Below are 16,242 nucleotides of genomic sequence, written 5' to 3' on the forward strand. Positions count from 1 at the left end.
AGGATCTGTCGTCCCTCGGTGGTAGTAAGGCAATCGAGGAGAACTTTTCCGAAGCGATCTTCGACCTGATCGCGGGAGGCGGCATGAGTATGGAGTGCGCGTTCTGCGCCGGTGGACTCGACCACTGTCACGGAGCCCTGGTGGTCCACCTCGGGGTTGGTTTCACCGAATGCAGCGAGGACGGCTGCGTCCATCTCGACTTCGCCCGGCACACCGTGACGATCGACTGCCTCGACGTCGACGGCGGCTGCTCGTGCGCGGAGGTCGAGGCCCGGCCGCTGCTGCGGGCTTCTTGACCGGCGGCCAACACACCGGCCCGACCCGATCCGGGTGCTCGGAACCGATTGCCACCCGAAGGTGTATGCATTCGTGTACATCGTCGACGAAAATGTGTTAACTATGACGGGGCCCTCCGGCTCTCCCTCCCCCTCGGAGCCGGGGGGCCCCTTCATGTCACGGTGCTTCCTTCGCGGTGTTGTGGATCGATGACGCGCCGTCGCAGGCACGTACCGCCCGCCAGACCCCGTCCCCGTCCGCGTAGTCGCTCGCGGGAAGTGCCCCCAAGGGGCCGAGGATGTCGTCGCCCGCTCCCGCCGCCGCTGCCACCCAGAGGAGTTCGTCGCGTCCGCAGGGATAGTTCGCCTCCACCAAGTACGGGCGAGGATCCGTTCCGTCCATCGGCTTCTCCTCCTCCCTTTCGTCCGGACCGGATACCCGGCGGGCGAGGGGTGGAAACAGACCGAGCCCCCGGCGTGAGGGGAACGCCGGGGGCTCGGTTATTTCATCGCTGGTACCGGGGACTCGGTACCAGAAGGTCCGGAGTTGCTCAGAACCAGTGGGCGCGACCGCCGATGGCCTTCCCGGTGTTGCCGAGAACGGCCAGGATGATGCCGATTACCGCGAGTGCGATCCCGATCGAGTAGAGAACGGGGATGCTGGCGATGACACCGATAACAATCAGGATGACGCCGAGAATGATCACGGGGGCACCTTCTCCTTCGTAGTCGCCCGGCGAATGGAGCCGCCGGGATGGGGCTGCTTAAAGAGTTCCCGGTTCACCCGAAAGAAAACATGGCATCCGGCTGTATTTTTCACGCATTCGGCCTAGTGCTGGAGAGTGGTGCGGTAGGCGTCACAGTAGGAGCGGGTGCGGCGCGGCGAGTCGAGCCCGGGGTTACGTCTGACAAGTGGTATGAGCGAGTGGTTCTGCCGGAAGTACATGGAGGCCCCCTTCCTTGCGCTGGGCGTCTGGGTCCCGGCAAAGTCGAGGTCTTGCAGGTCGAGCGTTATTCGTCGCGGGGTCACACCGGTTACGAACCTTGATCAACAAGGGTTCAGGGGGACACGCCCCGGGCCTGGCAGGCACTAGCGATGCCAAGCCCGGATTGCCAACAGCAGCGCTGACCAGCAGCTCTGCGACTTTGCCGGGACCCTGCGCTGGGCGCAAGGAAGGGGGCCTCCATGTACTTGGGGAACGAGGCCTGCCTCAGTACCGGTAGTGGTCCAGCTTGTACGGACCCTCGACGTCCACGCCGATGTACTCGGCCTGGCGCTTGGTCAGCTTCGTCAGCCGGACGCCCAGCGCGTCGAGGTGCAGGCGCGCCACCTTCTCGTCGAGGTGCTTCGGCAGCACGTGAACGTCGGTGGCGTACTCGCCCTGCTTCGTGAACAGCTCGATCTGCGCGATCGTCTGGTTGGTGAAGGAGTTCGACATCACGAAGCTCGGGTGGCCGGTGGCGTTCCCGAGGTTCATCAGCCTGCCTTCGGACAGCACGAGGATCGAGTGCTTCTCACGGCCGTCGGTCGCGGGGAAGACCCACTCGTGCACCTGCGGTTTGATCTCGATCTTCTCGATGCCCGGGATCTTCGCGAGCCCGGCCATGTCGATCTCGTTGTCGAAGTGGCCGACGTTCGCGACGATCGCGTTGTGCTTCATCTTGGCCATCTGGTCGGCCATGATGATGTCGAAGTTGCCGGTGGTGGTGATGAAGATGTCGCCGCGCTCGACGACGTCGTCGAGTTCCACGACGTCGAGGCCCTCCATCGCCGCCTGCAGCGCGCAGATCGGGTCGATCTCGGTGACGACCACGCGGGCACCCTGGCCGCGCAGCGACTCCACCGCGCCCTTGCCGACGTCGCCGTAGCCGCAGATGACGGCGACCTTGCCCGCGACCATCACGTCGGTGCCGCGGTTGAGACCGTCGATGAGCGAGTGACGGATGCCGTACTTGTTGTCGAACTTCGACTTCGTCACCGAGTCGTTCACGTTCATCGCCGGGAACAACAGTTCGCCGTCCTTGGCGAGCTTGTAGAGCCGTTTGACGCCGTTGGTGGTTTCCTCGGTGACCCCGCGGACCTCCTTGGCGATGCGGGTGAACCGGCCGGAGTCGCGCGCGATGCTGTCGGTCAGCGTGCGGAGCACGAGGGTGTACTCCTCGGGGTCCTCTTCGGTCGCCTGCGGGACGGCGCCGGCGGCCTCGAACTCGACGCCCTTGTGGACCAGCAGGGTCGCGTCGCCGCCGTCGTCGAGGATCATGTTCGGGAGACGGCCGTCGCCGAAGTCGAAGAGCTGGTCGGTGCACCACCAGTACTCGGCGAGCGTCTCGCCCTTCCACGCGAAGACCGCGGAGCCCGAAGGCGCGTCGATGGTGCCGTTCCGACCGACGACGACGGCCGCGGCCGCCTCGTCCTGCGTGGAGAAGATGTTGCAGGACACCCAGCGGACTTCGGCACCCAGCGCGACGAGCGTCTCGATCAGCACGGCGGTCTGGACGGTCATGTGCAGTGACCCCGCGACCCGCGCGCCCTTCAGCGGCTGGGAGTCGGCGTACTCACGGCGCAGCGCCATCAAGCCGGGCATCTCGACCTCGGCAAGGCGCAGCTGCTTGCGCCCGGCCTCGGCGAGGGAGAGGTCGGCGACGGCGAATTCGATCCCGTTGACCTTGGACAGGGTGGGGCTCACAGGTTCTCCAATCGAAAGGAAGGCAAGGTGAAGCGGTCCTTCTCGCCGGCGGCGGGAAGAACGTGGTCTGTGCGAGGGGTTCAGCGTTCGACCTCGACGGCCGGGAAAGTGTTGCGACGCGCAACGCGCTGAAACAAGAAAAGGCACCTCCGCAGTGGGAGGCGCCCTTACGTCTGTCAGCGGGCCGAGCGTGGCGGAAGAATTCCGTCGCAGCGCCTCTCGGCCCGCGACCAGAATGGCAAAGCGCCGCGAGCGCTGTCAAGGCGTCGCGGATCCCGCCGCCGCCGAGGAGAATTCCGCGCGGACACCCAGCAGGCGGACCGGTCTGCCGAGGTCGAACATGTCCAGTACGGCCAGCGCCGCCCTCTCGATCTCGGCCGGATCCGCGGTCGGCGCGGGCAGGGTCACGCTGTGGGTGTGGGTCAGGAACGGCGCGAACCGGACCTTGACCGCGACTCGCGCGGCGGGCCTGCCTTCCTCGTCGACGTCCTGTGAAACGCGCTTCGCCAGGGCGGCGACCTCGACGGCCATAACCCCGGGATCGGTCAGGTTCCGCTGGAACGTCGTCTCGCGGCTGCGGGATCGCGCCACATACGGCGTCGCGGTGACCTCGGCGTCGCCGATGCCCCCGGCGAGGATCCGGTACCACGGGCCGAGCTTCGGGCCGAACCGCGCGGCGAGATCCGCCGGGGCGGCACCCGCCAGTTCCAGCACGGTGCGATAGCCTGCTTCGGCGAGCTTCTTCGTGGTTTTGGCGCCGATGCCCCAAAGCGCGTCCGTCGGCTTCTCGGCCATGACGTCCCACCAGTTCTCCTGGACGAGACGGAACATCCCGGCCGGTTTGGCGAATCCGGTGGCGAGTTTGGCGCGCAGCTTGTTGTCCCCGATCCCGACCGAACAGGACAGCCCGGTCTCCTCGGTGACGACTCGCCGGATGTCGGCGGCGAGCGCTTCGGGATCGTCGGTGGTGGCGCCGAGGAACGCTTCGTCCCAGCCGAGTACCTCGACGACGACGGGTAGCTCCCGCAGCGTCGCCATCACCCGATCGGATACTTCTTGGTACGCGGGCGCGTCCGTGGCCAGGAAGATCGCTTCAGGGCAACGTTTCGCGGCGGTCCGCAACGGCATCCCGGACCGGATGCCGAATTCTCTCGCTTCGTACGACGCCGTCGCCACCACGGCCCGTTCGGCCGGATCGCCCGTGCCGCCGACGACCACGGGCTTGCCGCGCAGCTCAGGCCGCCTGGCGACCTCGACCGCCGCGATGAACTGGTCGAGGTCGACGTGGAGCACCCACTCCCGGACGGCCATCAGGCGAGCCTAGGACCGTTCCGCGATCTCGTCGCGCATCCGCTGCTCGTTCTCCTGAAGCTCCGGCGTGAAGTTCTCGCCGAAGTCTTCGGCTTCGAGGATCTTGCGGACCTCGAGGATGGTGTCACCGTGCGGGGGAGTGGGACAGCGTTTCGCCCACTCGATCGCGTCGGCCCGCGACGGGACGTCGACGATCCAGAAGCCGCCGACGAGTTCCTTGGCTTCGGTGAAGGGGCCGTCGGTGACCGTGGACCCGGCGGCGTTGAGCGTGACTCGCGCGCCCTTCGAGCTTTCCTGCAGACCTTCGCCGCCGACAAGTACCCCGGCGTCGAGCATGTCCTGGTTGAACTTCGCCATGGCGGTCAAGGCCTCCATCGGCGGCATCTTCCCGGCTTCGGAATCGTCGTCCGCCTTGATGATGATCATGAACCGCATGGTCTTCCTCCCAGTGAACCGGACGTTTCGCCCGGACTCTACCGGTGTGCGGGGAAGATGATCAGCCGCGCCCGAAGCGGGACAGGTGCACGATCACGGCCGAAGTCACGGTGATCATCCCGAGCAGCAGCAAGACCGGACTGTTCGTCACCATGCCCAGCAGCATCAGCAGACCCGCGGTGAGGTCGAGGCTCAGAACGACCGCCAACCGGAGCAGGGGAGGCCGTGCGGGCCTGCCGGAGCGGAGCTGGGCGGCCAGCGCCGGCTCGGTCAGCTCGAACCAGCGCTCGATCTTCTCCAGCTCTCGCCGATCGTGATGGCTCAGCATCGGTTTCTCCTTCGGCGCGCTCCGCCCGGTCGACAGTCGGGGAATACCCAGGACCAGGGCCGGATATGCGGCTGATTTCGCCCGAATTTTGTATAACGACCTATACGGATTGGCGATTGGATCATCCTTTGTGGACCGAATGGTTGGGCCATTAGTGGTTTCGGCACGCGGAAAGATCGTCAAAGAGGCGGGAAATCGGTAGTTTCTCCGATTGTGGCCAGGGTGGCCGCGGTTGCTCCACCTGGGAGGATACGAGCGATGACCATACCCACCGAACCGATCGGCAGCATTCCCCGTCCGGGCTATCTCATCGAAGCGCTCGGTGAGCACGCTTCCGGGCGGCTCGACGCCGACGGTCTCGGGGAGTTGCAGGAGAAGGCGCTCGTGGACACCATCAACCGCCTGGAGGAGACCGGTTCCCCGGTCATCACCGATGGTGAACAGGGCAAGCCGAGCTTCGCCACGTATCCCTTGGCGGGCCTCACCTCACTGGCGCCGGACGGCGTCGTCATCCCCTTCGCCGACGGTCACACCCGGCAGTTGCCGAGGCTGACCGCCGGCCCGTTCCGTTATCAGACCTACGCGGACTCCTATCTGCGTGAGGCCAAGAAGCACGCCACCAAACCGGTGAAGCAGGCGGTGATCGCGGCGTCGGCGATCGGGCTCATCTATCCCGGTGAGGAATTGTCCGGATATGACAAAGAACAGTTCGTCGCCGACCTGGTGAACGAAGCCGAGGCGGATATCCGCCGCAGTCTCGACGCGGGCGCCGACAGTGTTCAGATAGACTTCACCGAGGGCAGGTTGTCGCTGAAGCTGGACCCGTCCGGCGGCCTGTTACAGTCCTTTGTGGACTTGAACAACGCGGTGCTGGACCGGTTCTCCGAGGAGGAGCGCAAGAAGATCGGGGTGCACACCTGCCCGGGTGGTGACCAGGACTCGGTGCACAGCCTCGACGTCGACTACGCCGGGCTGCTGCCGACGTTGTTCCAGCTGAAGGTGGGCAACGTCTACGTCCAGCTGGCCAGTGAGACTGATCCCGAGCGGGCGTTGCAGGTGATCGCCGAGCACTCCCGGCCGGAGCAGCGGATCTTCGTCGGCGTGACCGACCCGATCGACCCGCGCGTCGAAACCGCCGAAGAAGTCCGGGACAGGGTGCTTCAGGCGGCGCGGTTCATCTCGCCCGACCGGCTGGGCACCTGTGACGACTGCGGGTTCTCGCCGTTCGCCGACGACACCTCGACGTCGCGGGACACCGCGTTCGCCAAGATCGCCGCCCGCGTCGAGGGCACCCGGCTCGCCGCCGAAGCCCTCTGACGTCGCGTGATGGGCACCTTGGGTCAGCTCTGGACGGCGACGCGGATGCCGAGGCCGATCAGCAAGGTGCCCATCACCGCGTCCATCGCGCGCCGAACGCGGCCGGCGCTGAAGAACCGCCGCAGTGAACCGACCAGCGTCGCCAGGACGAAAGTCCACACGACGGCCACCATGGTGGCGAGCGCAGCCAGTTGCAGGGTCTCCGCGGTCGTGGCCGAATGCGGCAGGAACTGGGGGAGCAGTGCGAGGAAGAACACCGCCACCTTCGGGTTGAGCAGGTTGGTGAGCAGTCCGTGCCGGAACGCCGCCCGGGGCGCGACCACAAGTGCCACCTTGTCCTTGAGCTCGCTGTAGTCACCGCGGCGCACCGCCAGCCACGCCTTGACACCGAGGAAGATCAGGTACGCGGCGCCGATCAGCTTCACCACGGTGAAAGCGATCGCCGACGCGGTGAGGATCGCCGCGACGCCGAGTGCGATCGCGACCACCCAGACGAAGACGCCGAGGGCGATACCGAGTCCGGCGGCGATCCCGGCCTCGCGCCCGCCGAGGATCGCGCTGCGAGTCACCACCAGGAAATCCGGGCCGGGTGCCATCGCGCCGAGCAGGCAGACCAAGACGAACGAGAGTGCGGTAGCCCCGGAGATCATTCTCCGATGCTATCCGGCCCGATCGACGCCGCGGGCCATGACGGCACCCGGGACGTCGACCCCGTCGGGCGTCGTCACCGTCACCCGTTCGACCTCGGTGAAGCCGAACGACCGGTACAGCGGGACACCGGGCAGGGTCGCGGTCAGCGTCAGCGAGGTGAATCCCTCGGCTTCCGCCGCGAGACGACACGATTCGAGGATGGCGCGCCCGAGCCCGCGCCGGGTCCAGTCACCGCGGACGAACATGGCACGGACCCGCGCGGGCTCGGTGGCCGGGTCGAGCGGACGATCGTCGTCCGCCGCATCACCGGAACCAGCGTGCGTCCTGTTGCGTCTGCTCCAGCCCCCGCAGGCAACGATCTCGCCGTCTGCCTCGTGCACGAAGTAGGTGCCGTCTTCGATCAACTGCAGATCGAGATGCGCGATGTGTTCCGCCGCGCTCGCGGTCTGCCGCTCGTCGTAGAAGCGGGGGAACAACTCCAGCACCGAGGCCCGCATCAGCGCCGAGATTGCGGGCGCGTCGGCGAGGGTGGCCGTCCGCTGCGGTGGCGTGTACGTCGTCATGTCGCGGAAGATAGCCAACGGCGGCGATCGCGCCTACCGGATAATCGCCCGATGATCACCGACGACGGCCGTGAGCTGTGGACCTCGGCGACCGGACCGGGCGAACCGATCCTGTGCTGCCACGGCGGCCCTGGTCTGTGGGACATGTTCGGCACGCTCGATCCCGGTCCGGGTTTCCGGTTGATCCGGTGGGACCAGCGCGGTGCCGGGCGATCGGAACCACGCGGTCCGTACACCCTCGAACGGATGGTGTCCGACGTCGATGCCGTCCGTCAGTGGCACGGGCTCGACCGTGTCACCGTGCTCGGGCATTCGTGGGGCGCGCATCTCGGTCTCCTTTATGCCCTCGCGCATCCGGAGCGGGTGAGCGCGCTCGTCTACGTGTCGGGTGTCGGCCGAACTCCGCGCGGCCGGCCACGATGAAAGCCGCGAACTCGCGGTGCTGCAATGGACGGCGGACTTCGTGACGGACGGCGAGCGTCATGCCGAGGCGATGGCGACACCCTGGTTCCCGGTCAACTACGAGGCGAACACCGCGTTGAGCGAGGAAATGCGGACGGGTGCCGGAGGAAGCGCTGATCGAGGACTGCCGGGCGCTCACCGTGCCGACGCTGATCATCGACGGGATGGCGGACAACCGGCCGCGGTGGGCGGTCGACTCGCTGGAACAGGCCTTGCCGTCGGTGACCCGGGTGCGGCTCCCCGGCGTCGGCCACGTGCCGTGGCTGGAGGCGCCGGACGCATTCCGCGGTGCTTTGGTCGACTTCCTGACCGTCTCAGGCTCGTGAGTGGTAAGGACGGTTCGAGCGAACCGGTGTTTGACTACCCATGTGTGACCAGGATCGTCACGGCGTTCCATCGGTCTCGGCCTTGATCAACGGAGGATCGGGGACGTTGAGCGTCTCCGATCCTCCGTTGATCGAGGCCCGACCACCCCGGCGCAGCCCCTCCTGTATCACCTTTCCGGCGCGAGACTCAGATGAGTCCGGTGGCAGTGGTTCGATAGCTGTCAGGTCGTGAGGTCAGGTCGGTTTCGGAACCCGGGCGCCCGCCCACGCTCACGAGGGCCACCCGATCAAGGCCTCGAGCGCGATGATCGAAGCCAGTAGGTAGGCAAACGCCGGTCCCTGCTACTCGCGAGACGGGTGCGGTCACGCCTTGGTGATCGGCTGTTGCAACTCGGTGACCCACTTGTCCCCGTCGGCCGGGCACTCGACGTAGTACTCCCGCGCCGGGCCGCTCGCGCGGTAACCGTGCGCGTCGACCCACTTCGCCAGCGCTTGGTAGCTGGAAAGCACCGTCTTCATCGAGCCGCGGTGCAGAATCGTCGCCGCCGCCGGGACTTCGGCGAGGCTCACCGTCGAGAACCCTTCGGTGCCGTTGGTTTCGGCCGCGATCGGGACGGCGGCGTGGATCAGCACCCGCTCCCCATCGGGCTCGTCTTCGTAGTAGGCGATGAGGGGGCCCGACGGGGTGATTTCGCCGAGTGCCGGGAACAGCTCCTCGTACAGCCGCTGCACCACCGGCCCGATCTCCTCGTTGACGTATCCGCTCGCCGTCCCGGTCAGCTCGGCGACCCGCACGGCGGGCAGGTTTTTGACGACGACGTCTTCGGAAGGCATGCGTCCCTCGCTTTCGATCGACAGGAGCCTGGCCTCGACGGCCTTGAGCCGGGTCTCGTCGGCCGCGATGGCCGCTTCGAGTTCGGCCCGCCGCAGTCGCAGCATCCCGCGCAATTCGTCCACGCCGATCTCCGCGTCGAGGATCTCCTGCACCTGAGTGAGGGTGAAACCGAGATCCTTGAGCGCGATCACCCGGTTGAGTCTGGCCAGCTGGTCACCGGCATAGGACCGGTAGCCGCTGAACGGGTCGACGTGGGCGGGCCGCAGCAGCCCGATGGCGTCGTAGTGACGCAACATGCGGACCGACACCCGGCCGTGTTTGGCGAAATCTCCGATACTGAACATGACGTCTCCCACCAGACAACCTGACACGGTGTCACAGTCAAGCGGTCACCGTACGAGCCGGAAGAACGCCCGCACCTCGTCGGTGAACACGCCGGGTTGTTCGAAGGCCGCGAAGTGGCCGCCCCGCTGCAGTTCGTTCCAGTACCGGATGTCGGTGAACCGGCGCTCGGCCCAGCGGCGGGACGGGCGCGGGGTCTCGCGCGGGAAGATCGAACAGCCGGCGGGCACACCGATCGTGTCCACAGTGGACTCGGAGAACCAGCTCGACACCTCGGCGAAACTCTCCCAGTACAACCGGGCGGACGAGGCGCCGGTGCCGGTCAGCCAGTAGAGCGTGATGTCGTCGAGCATGGCGTCCCGGTTCAGCGCGTTCTCCGGATGGCCTCCGCAATCCGTCCACGCCTGGAACTTCTCGACGATCCACGCGCACAGCGCCACCGGCGAGTCGGTCAGCGCGTAGCCGATCGTTTGCGGCCTCGTCGCCTGCTGGATCGCGTAGCCCGAGCCATCGGCTTTCGCGTGTTCGAGGTCGTCGAGCGACCTTCGTTCGGATTCGGTGAGGTCGTCGAACGTCGCCGGGTCCGGCGCCGCCAGCGGCGGATTGAGGTGGATCCCGGCGAGGCGCCCGGGAGCCGTCCGCCCCATGAGCGTGGTGATGCTGGTGCCCCAATCGCCGCCCTGAGCGCCGTACCGCTCGTAGCCCAGGCCGTCCATGAGGCGGATCCACGCGTCTGCGACGCGCTGGATCGACCAGCCCGTTCGGGCGGGTTTGTCACTGAAGCCGTAGCCGGGCAGGGATGGGACCACGACGTGGAAGGCGTCCGCCGCGGCGCCTCCGTGCGCGACCGGATCGGTGAGTGGGCCGAGCACGTCGAGGAACTCGAAGACCGAACCCGGCCAGCCGTGCGTGAGGATCAGCGGCAGCGCGCCGGGATGCGGTGAGCGGGCGTGCAGGTAGTGGATGCCGAGCCCGTCGATCTCGGTCCGGAACTGGGGGATCGCGTTGAGCCGCGACTCCGCGGCACGCCAGTCGTAGGTATCCGCCCAGTATGAGCACAGTTTTCGCAGGTAGGCGGCGGGTACACCCTGCGACCAGTCGTCGACGGTCTCGTCTTCGGGCCAGCGGGTGCGGCGGAGCCGGGCGCGGAGGTCTTCGAGATCGGCCTCCGGGACCTGGACTCGGAAGGGCGTCGCGTTCATGCCTTCCGACGCTAGCGAAGACCCCTGACATTTCCTGATCTCCGGTATACCGCCCGTTGACCGTGAGCAGGTCGGCGGTCTATTCTCGATATACGAAAGAAAAGTTCCGCATAGCGAAATTACTGAGGTTTCGATGGTTGATCTTGCCGGTTCGCGTCATGCGCTGCCGTATGTGCTGAACCTGTCGATGGTCTTCACCGAGTTGCCGTTGCTCGACCGGGCGGAGGCGGCGCGGGCGGCGGGCTTCACCGCGGTCGAGTACTGGTGGCCGTTCGAGACGGCGGTGCCGGACGCGGCCGACGTCGACGCGTTCGTGGCGTCGGTCGAGAAGGCGGGCATCGCGGTGACCGGCCTGAACTTCTTCCCTGGCGACATGGCGGGCGGCGATCGCGGCATCGTCACCTGGCTCGGGCGCGAGGACGAGTTCGCCGCCGGTATCGCCTCCGCCATCGAGCTTGGCGAACGGCTCGGCTGTCGCCGGTTCAACGCGCTCTACGGCAACCGGATCGACGGCGCCGACCCGGCCGGACAGGACAAGCTCGGGCTGGAGAACCTGGCGCTCGCCTCGGACGCGGCCGCGCGGATCGACGCGGAGATCGTCCTGGAACCGTTGTCGGGGGCGGAGAAATACCCGCTCAAGACCGCGGGTGACGTACTGAAGGTGCTCGACGAACTCGGGCGGGACAACGTGAAGCTGCTGGCCGACCTGTATCACCTGGCGGTCAACGGTGACGACCTCGACACGGTCACGACCGTCCACACCGGACGGATCGGCCATGTGCAGATCGCCGATGCCCCAGGGCGGCACCAGCCGGGGACCGGAACGCTGGACATCGAGGGATACCTGGAAAAGCTGTGGACGGCGGGCTACCGAGGGCAGGTCGGTGTGGAGTACAAACCCGACGGGCCGAGTGCGGATTCGCTGTCGTGGCTGCCTTTCGAACGAAGGGGACGGGCATGACCAAGCTGGGATTCATCGGCCTGGGGATCATGGGCGGGCCGATGGCGGGACATCTCGCCGCCGCCGGCCACGAGGTGAGCGGATTCGACACGAAAGCGGACGCGCTCGCGAGGCTGGAAGCCGCGGGCGGCCGGGCGGCGAACGGGGTGACGGACGCCGTCGCCGGCGCGGAAGTCGTCATCACCATGCTGCCGAACCATCCGCAGGTCGAGGCCGTCGTGCTGGCGGTGGGCGGGGTGCTGGAGTCGGCGAAGCCCGGAACCCTGCTGATCGACATGAGCACGATCCGGCCGGAGACCTCCATCGAGGTGGCCGAGCGGGCCGGTGAGCGGGAGATCCGCGTACTGGACGCGCCCGTTTCGGGTGGTCAGGCCGGTGCGGAACAGGCGTCCCTGTCCATTATGGTCGGTGGCGAGGACGAGGATTTCGCTGCCGCGCTCCCGATTCTGGAGGCTGTCGGCAAGACCATCGTGCACGTGGGACCACACGGCGCCGGTCAGGTCGTCAAGGCCGCGAACCAGCTGGTGGTCGGCGGGACGTACGGGCTGATCGCCGAGGCGATCGTGCTGCTCGAAGCGTCCGGTGTGGACGCCGGGGTCGGGCTGGACGTCCTCGCGGGCGGACTGGCGGGCAGCCGGATCCTCGAACTCAAGCGGAAGTCCATGGTGGCGCGGGAATTCGCGCCGGGCTTCCGGATCGATCTGCACCACAAGGACATGGGCATCGCGCTGGCCGCCGCCAGGCAGGCCGACATCGCGCTGCCGATCACCGGGCTGGTCGCCCAGCTCGTCGCCGCCGGACGGGCGATGGGCCACGGCTCGCTCGATCACTCCGCCCTGCTGAAGGTCGTCGAAACGCTGTCCGGCGCGGAAAGCAAGGAGTGAGGAATGCCAAGAATCCCCGCCATGCGGGCCGTCGTCGACGTCCTGGTCAGTGAAGGCGTCGACACCGCGTTCGGCTGTCCAGGCGCCGCGATTCTCCCGCTGTATCACGCGATGCAGGACAGCGGCATCGAGCATCTGATCGTGCGTCACGAAGAGGGCGCGACCCATATGGCCGATGGCTGGGCGCGGACCACCGGCAATGTCGGCGTCGCGATCGGCACTTCGGGGCCTGCCGGGACCAACATGATCACCGGGCTCTACACCGCGCAGGCCGATTCGATCCCGATCATCTGCATCACCGGGCAGGCCGACTCGCGGAAGCTGCACACCGAGGCGTTCCAGGCCGTCGACATCGTCGAGATCGCCAAGCCGGTGACGAAGTGGGCGGTGCAGGTCAAGGAAGCCGCGCAGCTGCCATGGGTGTTCCGGGAGGCGTTCCGGATCGCGCGGTCCGGCCGTCCCGGCCCGGTGCTGATCGATCTGCCCATCGACGTCCAGCGGCAGGAGATCGAGTGGGACTCCAGCATCGACTCGCCGCTGCCGGTCATCGTCGCGACCCCGTCGCCGGCCAGGGTCGAGCGGGCGCTCGATCTGCTGCTGGCCGCCGAACGGCCGCTGATCCTCGCGGGTGGCGGAGTGGTGCTCGGCGACGCGAGCGAACGGCTGCGGACCGCGGCCGAACTGCTCGGCGTCCCGGTCGGCGTGACGCTGATGGGCAAGGGGACCTTCCCCGAGGACCACGAGCTTTTCGCCGGGATGGCGGGCGTCCAGACGTCGCAGCGGTGGGCGAACGCGGCCTTCCTCGAAGCGGATCTGGTGCTGGCGCTCGGCGCGCGGTTCGGCGACCGGCACACCGGTGACCTGGCGGTCTACCGCGGCGACCGGAAGTTCATCCACGTCGACATCGAGCCGACGCAGCTGGGCAAGGTGTTCGGGCCGGACCTCGGAATCGTGTCGGACACGGGCGCGTTCCTGGACGCGCTGATCGAAGCCGCTTCCCGGCGTTCGGTGACGCCGGACCTCGGGTGGGCCCGCCGGATCGGTGAGTTGAAGGAGAGCCTGCCGCGCCGGGAGGACTTCGAGGACACGCCGATCAAGGCACCGCGGGTGTTCAAGGAGATCAACGAGTTCTACGGCGAAGACGCCTATTTCGTCACCGCGATCGGCTTGTACCAGATCTGGTCCGGGCAGTTCCAGCGCGCGCACAAGCCACGCCATTACCAGGTGTGCGGGCAGGCGGGCCCGCTCGGCTGGGAGATCCCGGCGGCGATCGGCGTCAAGAAGGCCAAGCCGGAGGCCGAAGTAGTCGGCGTCGTCGGCGACTACTCGTTCCAGTTCCTGGTGGAGGAACTGGCGGTGGCCGCGCAGTACGACGTCGGGTTCGTGCTGATCATGCTCAACAACGAGTACCTCGGGCTCATCCGGCAGGCCGAGACCAGCTACGAGATGAACTTCGAGGTCGACATCCGCTACGACAAGAACGGCACGGACAACGTGAAGGTCATGGAGGCCTACGGCTGTGCCGGGACCCGCGTGACCGAGCCGGGTGAGATCCGGGCGTCGCTGAAGTGGGCGCGCAAGGAGGCGGAGCGGACGTCGCGGCCGGTGCTGGTGGAGATCATGATCGAACGCGAAGGGAACGCCGCGATGGGCAAGGCGCTCGACAGCGTTGTCGAGTTCGAGCCGATCGCGGGCTGAGGAAGTGAGGTGAACGGGGCTTTCATCGCAAAAAATGAGATGAAAGCCCCGTTCATCTCATCCGGGGCTAGGCCTTGCTCTGGTCGTTGCTGAGCCACTTCTCCGGCCGGACCCGGACCAGCACGGAGTTGTCGCTGAGCGAGCCGTCGACGTACTTCGTGCCCTCCTCCTCGGGAAGATAGCGGTGCGCGATCTTCAGCGCCTGCTCACGGGTCGGCGGCTGGTCGTTGGCGATGACCGGACCCTCGGCCGTCACGTACTTGTACGGAAAGTCCTCCGTCTGCGCGACCAGGCTGAGCCTGCCCGCCTTCTTGATCGCCTTGTCCTTGACCGATCCGCCGTCCATCCAGATCAGGAGTTCCCCGCCGGGCTCGTAGTCGTACCAGACCGGTACGGCCAGCGGGGCCCGTCCCTCCCGTTCCACGGCCAGGACCCCGATGTGGACCTCGCTCAGGAAGGCTTCCCGTTCCTCGGCGGTCATGACGAAAGACGACATCCGTGTCTCGCTTCTCTCGGTTGGTGATCTACGAGAAGCGGTAACGCGGCTCAGCTTCAGGTCATTCCGGGCAGGATCAGGGTGTCGGGGAGGCGGAGCTGGTCGGGGTCGCCTCACCGGTGTTCCCCGCCGGGGTGGACGAAGGCGGCGGAGTGGTCGTGGTGCTGGACGGCGGAGGTGTCGACGACGGCGGCGTGCTCGAAGGAGGTGTCGACGAGGGCGGCGTCGAAGAAGGCGGCGGCGTGCTGGTCGGCTTCGAAGGCGGCGTGCTGCTGCTCGGCGGGAACGACGTGCCGGGCAACGGGTTCGGCGGCGGCGTGGTCGTGCCGGGCGGGGGAGTGCCGGGCAGGGTCGGCACTGGGACCTGGCCACCGGGCATGCCGGCGGCGACGGCCGAGGACTCGGGGGCGCCGACTGGGACCTGGCTGTCCGGGAACGTCGCGACACCGCCGCGGTACGAGACCGCCCACCGGATCACGGTGTCCACATAGGACAGTGAGTGGTTGTAGCGGTACACGGCCACACGCTGGGTCTGCTCGGAGGTCAGGTCGACACCGCCGGAGCAGAGGTAGCGGCCAGAACCCAGTGTCGCGTCGTAGATGTTGTTCGGGTTGGACTCGCCGTCGCCGTTGCCGTCCGAGGCGTAGCCCTTCCAAGTGGACGGGATGAACTGGGTCGGGCCGACGGCGCGATCCCAGACGGTGTCGCCGTCGTACTTGCCGCCGTCGGTGTCCGGGATGGCCGCGAACGGACCGGCGCCGTTGAGCTGCGGGCCACGAATGGGTTCGAGGGTGTTGCCCTTGGCGTCGACGTAACCGCCGCGCGCGTGATTCGATTCGATCCGCCCGATGCTGGCGATCAGCGCCCAGTCGATGTGACAACCAGGCAGTTCCTTCGCGAGGATGTCCGCCGCGTTGCGGTAGGCCTTCATCATGCTGGCGGGGATGCCGAGCGCGCCCGACGGCGCGAACGATCCGCCGACGTTGCCCGTGCCACCGGGGACCATCAGCGGGTCCGGGTTGGGCGGCTCGGGGAGGCTGCCGTCGACGGCGATCTCCGGGACGCTGCCGACAGGCGGCTGCCAGGGCGCGGCCTGATTCTGCGGCGTGGCGGTGTCCTTCGCCGCGGCGATCGGAGTATCAGGACCCGCCGAGGCGGTGACCGCGGGCAGGACGGCGAGCGCGCCACCGGCGAGCGCGAAGGCCGTCCGGTGCCGGGCGGACAACCTGTCCGTCTGTCGAGGGCGGTGCTTCGGCATGTTTCTCTCCCGCAAGGTCGACTGCGGGCAAAACTATCCGATACAACCGATTTTCGGGGAAGGCGAAACGAAAAACCTGCGAACCCGCTGGGATTTCGTCCTCCCGGCACAAGACCTTCGTAGTGAAGTTGTCAATTTCACGCTGAGTTCACCAAAACGCCAGCAGAATCGTCCGCCTCTTCGCGGAACCAGTCCGTACCGCGTGCAAAGA

The 16,242-nt window shown here is 67.2% G+C and carries 19 protein-coding genes and 1 riboswitch; of the genes, 7 read left to right on the forward strand and 12 right to left on the reverse strand.

All coding sequences use genetic code 11. The features are described 5' to 3' along the window. Positions 1–83 precede the first annotated feature (83 nt). Positions 84–296 (forward strand): hypothetical protein, encoded by a 213-nt coding sequence (locus ACM6LR_RS22725; protein ID WP_414940422.1) that lies wholly within the window; start codon positions 84–86, stop codon positions 294–296. Between the two features lie 157 nt (positions 297–453). On the opposite strand, the gene ACM6LR_RS22730 is transcribed toward ACM6LR_RS22725, so the two are convergent. From ACM6LR_RS22730 to ACM6LR_RS22755, 6 genes are all read right to left on the reverse strand, one after another. Beyond that, the gene (locus ACM6LR_RS22730; RefSeq protein WP_414940423.1) at positions 454–678 is read right to left on the reverse strand and encodes a DUF2795 domain-containing protein; all 225 of its coding nucleotides are present in this window, start codon (positions 676–678) and stop codon (positions 454–456) included. Positions 679–826: 148 nt separating this feature from the next. Continuing rightward, entirely contained in the window at positions 827–982 is a 156-nt protein-coding gene (locus ACM6LR_RS22735) for a DUF6131 family protein (protein WP_167480014.1), read from the reverse strand. A gap of 504 nt (positions 983–1,486) precedes the next feature. Then, entirely contained in the window at positions 1,487–2,962 is a 1,476-nt protein-coding gene (ahcY, locus tag ACM6LR_RS22740) for an adenosylhomocysteinase (RefSeq protein ID WP_414944448.1), read from the reverse strand. Positions 2,963–3,115: 153 nt separating this feature from the next. Beyond that, positions 3,116–3,189, reverse strand: a riboswitch (S-adenosyl-L-homocysteine riboswitch). 31 nt (positions 3,190–3,220) lie between these two features. Next, the gene (locus ACM6LR_RS22745) at positions 3,221–4,273 is read right to left on the reverse strand and encodes a DNA polymerase IV (RefSeq protein WP_414940425.1); all 1,053 of its coding nucleotides are present in this window, start codon (positions 4,271–4,273) and stop codon (positions 3,221–3,223) included. 9 nt (positions 4,274–4,282) lie between these two features. Next, the gene (locus ACM6LR_RS22750; RefSeq protein ID WP_414940426.1) at positions 4,283–4,708 is read right to left on the reverse strand and encodes a YciI family protein; all 426 of its coding nucleotides are present in this window, start codon (positions 4,706–4,708) and stop codon (positions 4,283–4,285) included. Between the two features lie 61 nt (positions 4,709–4,769). Beyond that, a complete protein-coding gene (locus tag ACM6LR_RS22755) occupies positions 4,770–5,036 on the reverse strand; it encodes a DUF3040 domain-containing protein (protein WP_414940427.1) in 267 nt (88 codons plus the stop codon). Positions 5,037–5,294: 258 nt separating this feature from the next. On the opposite strand from ACM6LR_RS22755, the gene ACM6LR_RS22760 reads away from it, so the two are divergent. Continuing rightward, complete coding sequence (locus ACM6LR_RS22760; protein ID WP_414940428.1) at positions 5,295–6,353, forward strand: cobalamin-independent methionine synthase II family protein; 1,059 nt, start codon at positions 5,295–5,297, stop codon at positions 6,351–6,353. Positions 6,354–6,376: 23 nt separating this feature from the next. Here ACM6LR_RS22760 and ACM6LR_RS22765 read toward each other — a convergent pair whose 3' ends face one another. After that, positions 6,377–7,003: a LysE family translocator gene (locus tag ACM6LR_RS22765; RefSeq protein ID WP_414940429.1), complete on the reverse strand. Its 627-nt coding sequence runs from the start codon at positions 7,001–7,003 to the stop codon at positions 6,377–6,379. A 9-nt stretch (positions 7,004–7,012) separates the two neighbouring features. Beyond that, a complete protein-coding gene (locus ACM6LR_RS22770; RefSeq protein WP_414940430.1) occupies positions 7,013–7,567 on the reverse strand; it encodes a GNAT family N-acetyltransferase in 555 nt (184 codons plus the stop codon). A 51-nt stretch (positions 7,568–7,618) separates the two neighbouring features. On the opposite strand from ACM6LR_RS22770, the gene ACM6LR_RS22775 reads away from it, so the two are divergent. Both ACM6LR_RS22775 and ACM6LR_RS22780 read left to right on the forward strand, forming a co-directional pair. Continuing rightward, positions 7,619–7,990 carry an alpha/beta fold hydrolase gene (locus ACM6LR_RS22775; protein WP_414940431.1) on the forward strand — a complete coding sequence of 124 codons (372 nt, stop codon included), beginning with the start codon at positions 7,619–7,621 and terminating at the stop codon, positions 7,988–7,990. Between the two features lie 137 nt (positions 7,991–8,127). Then, entirely contained in the window at positions 8,128–8,355 is a 228-nt protein-coding gene (locus ACM6LR_RS22780; protein WP_414944449.1) for an alpha/beta fold hydrolase, read from the forward strand. Between the two features lie 363 nt (positions 8,356–8,718). Here the strand turns inward: ACM6LR_RS22780 and ACM6LR_RS22785 are convergent, their stop codons facing one another. Next, positions 8,719–9,534, reverse strand: coding sequence for a MerR family transcriptional regulator (locus ACM6LR_RS22785; protein WP_414940433.1), 816 nt, complete (start codon positions 9,532–9,534; stop codon positions 8,719–8,721). A gap of 45 nt (positions 9,535–9,579) precedes the next feature. Then, positions 9,580–10,734, reverse strand: a complete 1,155-nt coding sequence (locus ACM6LR_RS22790) for an epoxide hydrolase family protein (protein ID WP_414944450.1) — start codon at positions 10,732–10,734, stop codon at positions 9,580–9,582. A 133-nt stretch (positions 10,735–10,867) separates the two neighbouring features. On the opposite strand from ACM6LR_RS22790, the gene ACM6LR_RS22795 reads away from it, so the two are divergent. The 3 genes from ACM6LR_RS22795 to gcl are packed head-to-tail and all read left to right on the forward strand — an operon-like array spanning position 10,868 to position 14,277. Further along, positions 10,868–11,695, forward strand: coding sequence for a hydroxypyruvate isomerase family protein (locus tag ACM6LR_RS22795; RefSeq protein WP_414940435.1), 828 nt, complete (start codon positions 10,868–10,870; stop codon positions 11,693–11,695). Then, on the forward strand, positions 11,692–12,579 hold the full coding sequence (locus ACM6LR_RS22800) for a 2-hydroxy-3-oxopropionate reductase (RefSeq protein WP_414944451.1): 888 nt from the start codon (positions 11,692–11,694) through the stop codon (positions 12,577–12,579). Before ACM6LR_RS22795 ends, ACM6LR_RS22800 begins: the two co-directional genes overlap by 4 nt. A 3-nt stretch (positions 12,580–12,582) precedes the next feature. Next, the gene (gene gcl, locus ACM6LR_RS22805; protein ID WP_414944452.1) at positions 12,583–14,277 is read left to right on the forward strand and encodes a glyoxylate carboligase; all 1,695 of its coding nucleotides are present in this window, start codon (positions 12,583–12,585) and stop codon (positions 14,275–14,277) included. A gap of 67 nt (positions 14,278–14,344) precedes the next feature. Here the strand turns inward: gcl and ACM6LR_RS22810 are convergent, their stop codons facing one another. Then, complete coding sequence (locus ACM6LR_RS22810) at positions 14,345–14,773, reverse strand: pyridoxamine 5'-phosphate oxidase family protein (RefSeq protein WP_414940438.1); 429 nt, start codon at positions 14,771–14,773, stop codon at positions 14,345–14,347. A 76-nt stretch (positions 14,774–14,849) separates the two neighbouring features. Beyond that, entirely contained in the window at positions 14,850–16,031 is a 1,182-nt protein-coding gene (locus ACM6LR_RS22815; RefSeq protein ID WP_414944453.1) for a lytic transglycosylase domain-containing protein, read from the reverse strand. Positions 16,032–16,242: the final 211 nt, after the last annotated feature.

The organism is Amycolatopsis sp. cmx-11-32 (assembly GCF_047608695.1).
Taxonomy (GTDB): domain Bacteria; phylum Actinomycetota; class Actinomycetes; order Mycobacteriales; family Pseudonocardiaceae; genus Amycolatopsis.

What these genes read in the sequence shown, in the direction of transcription:
- ACM6LR_RS22815 (WP_414944453.1), bottom strand. Translation starts at nt 16,031, where the DNA reads ATGCCGAAGCACCGCCCTCGACAGACGGACAGGTTGTCCGCCCGGCAC.
- ACM6LR_RS22755 (WP_414940427.1), bottom strand. Translation starts at nt 5,036, where the DNA reads ATGCTGAGCCATCACGATCGGCGAGAGCTGGAGAAGATCGAGCGCTGG.
- ACM6LR_RS22770 (WP_414940430.1), bottom strand. Translation starts at nt 7,567, where the DNA reads ATGACGACGTACACGCCACCGCAGCGGACGGCCACCCTCGCCGACGCG.
- ACM6LR_RS22795 (WP_414940435.1), top strand. Translation starts at nt 10,868, where the DNA reads ATGGTTGATCTTGCCGGTTCGCGTCATGCGCTGCCGTATGTGCTGAAC.
- ACM6LR_RS22790 (WP_414944450.1), bottom strand. Translation starts at nt 10,734, where the DNA reads ATGAACGCGACGCCCTTCCGAGTCCAGGTCCCGGAGGCCGATCTCGAA.
- ACM6LR_RS22730 (WP_414940423.1), bottom strand. Translation starts at nt 678, where the DNA reads ATGGACGGAACGGATCCTCGCCCGTACTTGGTGGAGGCGAACTATCCC.
- gcl (WP_414944452.1), top strand. Translation starts at nt 12,583, where the DNA reads ATGCCAAGAATCCCCGCCATGCGGGCCGTCGTCGACGTCCTGGTCAGT.
- ACM6LR_RS22725 (WP_414940422.1), top strand. Translation starts at nt 84, where the DNA reads ATGAGTATGGAGTGCGCGTTCTGCGCCGGTGGACTCGACCACTGTCAC.
- ACM6LR_RS22750 (WP_414940426.1), bottom strand. Translation starts at nt 4,708, where the DNA reads ATGCGGTTCATGATCATCATCAAGGCGGACGACGATTCCGAAGCCGGG.
- ACM6LR_RS22760 (WP_414940428.1), top strand. Translation starts at nt 5,295, where the DNA reads ATGACCATACCCACCGAACCGATCGGCAGCATTCCCCGTCCGGGCTAT.
- ACM6LR_RS22810 (WP_414940438.1), bottom strand. Translation starts at nt 14,773, where the DNA reads ATGTCGTCTTTCGTCATGACCGCCGAGGAACGGGAAGCCTTCCTGAGC.
- ACM6LR_RS22745 (WP_414940425.1), bottom strand. Translation starts at nt 4,273, where the DNA reads ATGGCCGTCCGGGAGTGGGTGCTCCACGTCGACCTCGACCAGTTCATC.
- ACM6LR_RS22765 (WP_414940429.1), bottom strand. Translation starts at nt 7,003, where the DNA reads ATGATCTCCGGGGCTACCGCACTCTCGTTCGTCTTGGTCTGCCTGCTC.
- ACM6LR_RS22800 (WP_414944451.1), top strand. Translation starts at nt 11,692, where the DNA reads ATGACCAAGCTGGGATTCATCGGCCTGGGGATCATGGGCGGGCCGATG.
- ACM6LR_RS22775 (WP_414940431.1), top strand. Translation starts at nt 7,619, where the DNA reads ATGATCACCGACGACGGCCGTGAGCTGTGGACCTCGGCGACCGGACCG.
- ACM6LR_RS22785 (WP_414940433.1), bottom strand. Translation starts at nt 9,534, where the DNA reads ATGTTCAGTATCGGAGATTTCGCCAAACACGGCCGGGTGTCGGTCCGC.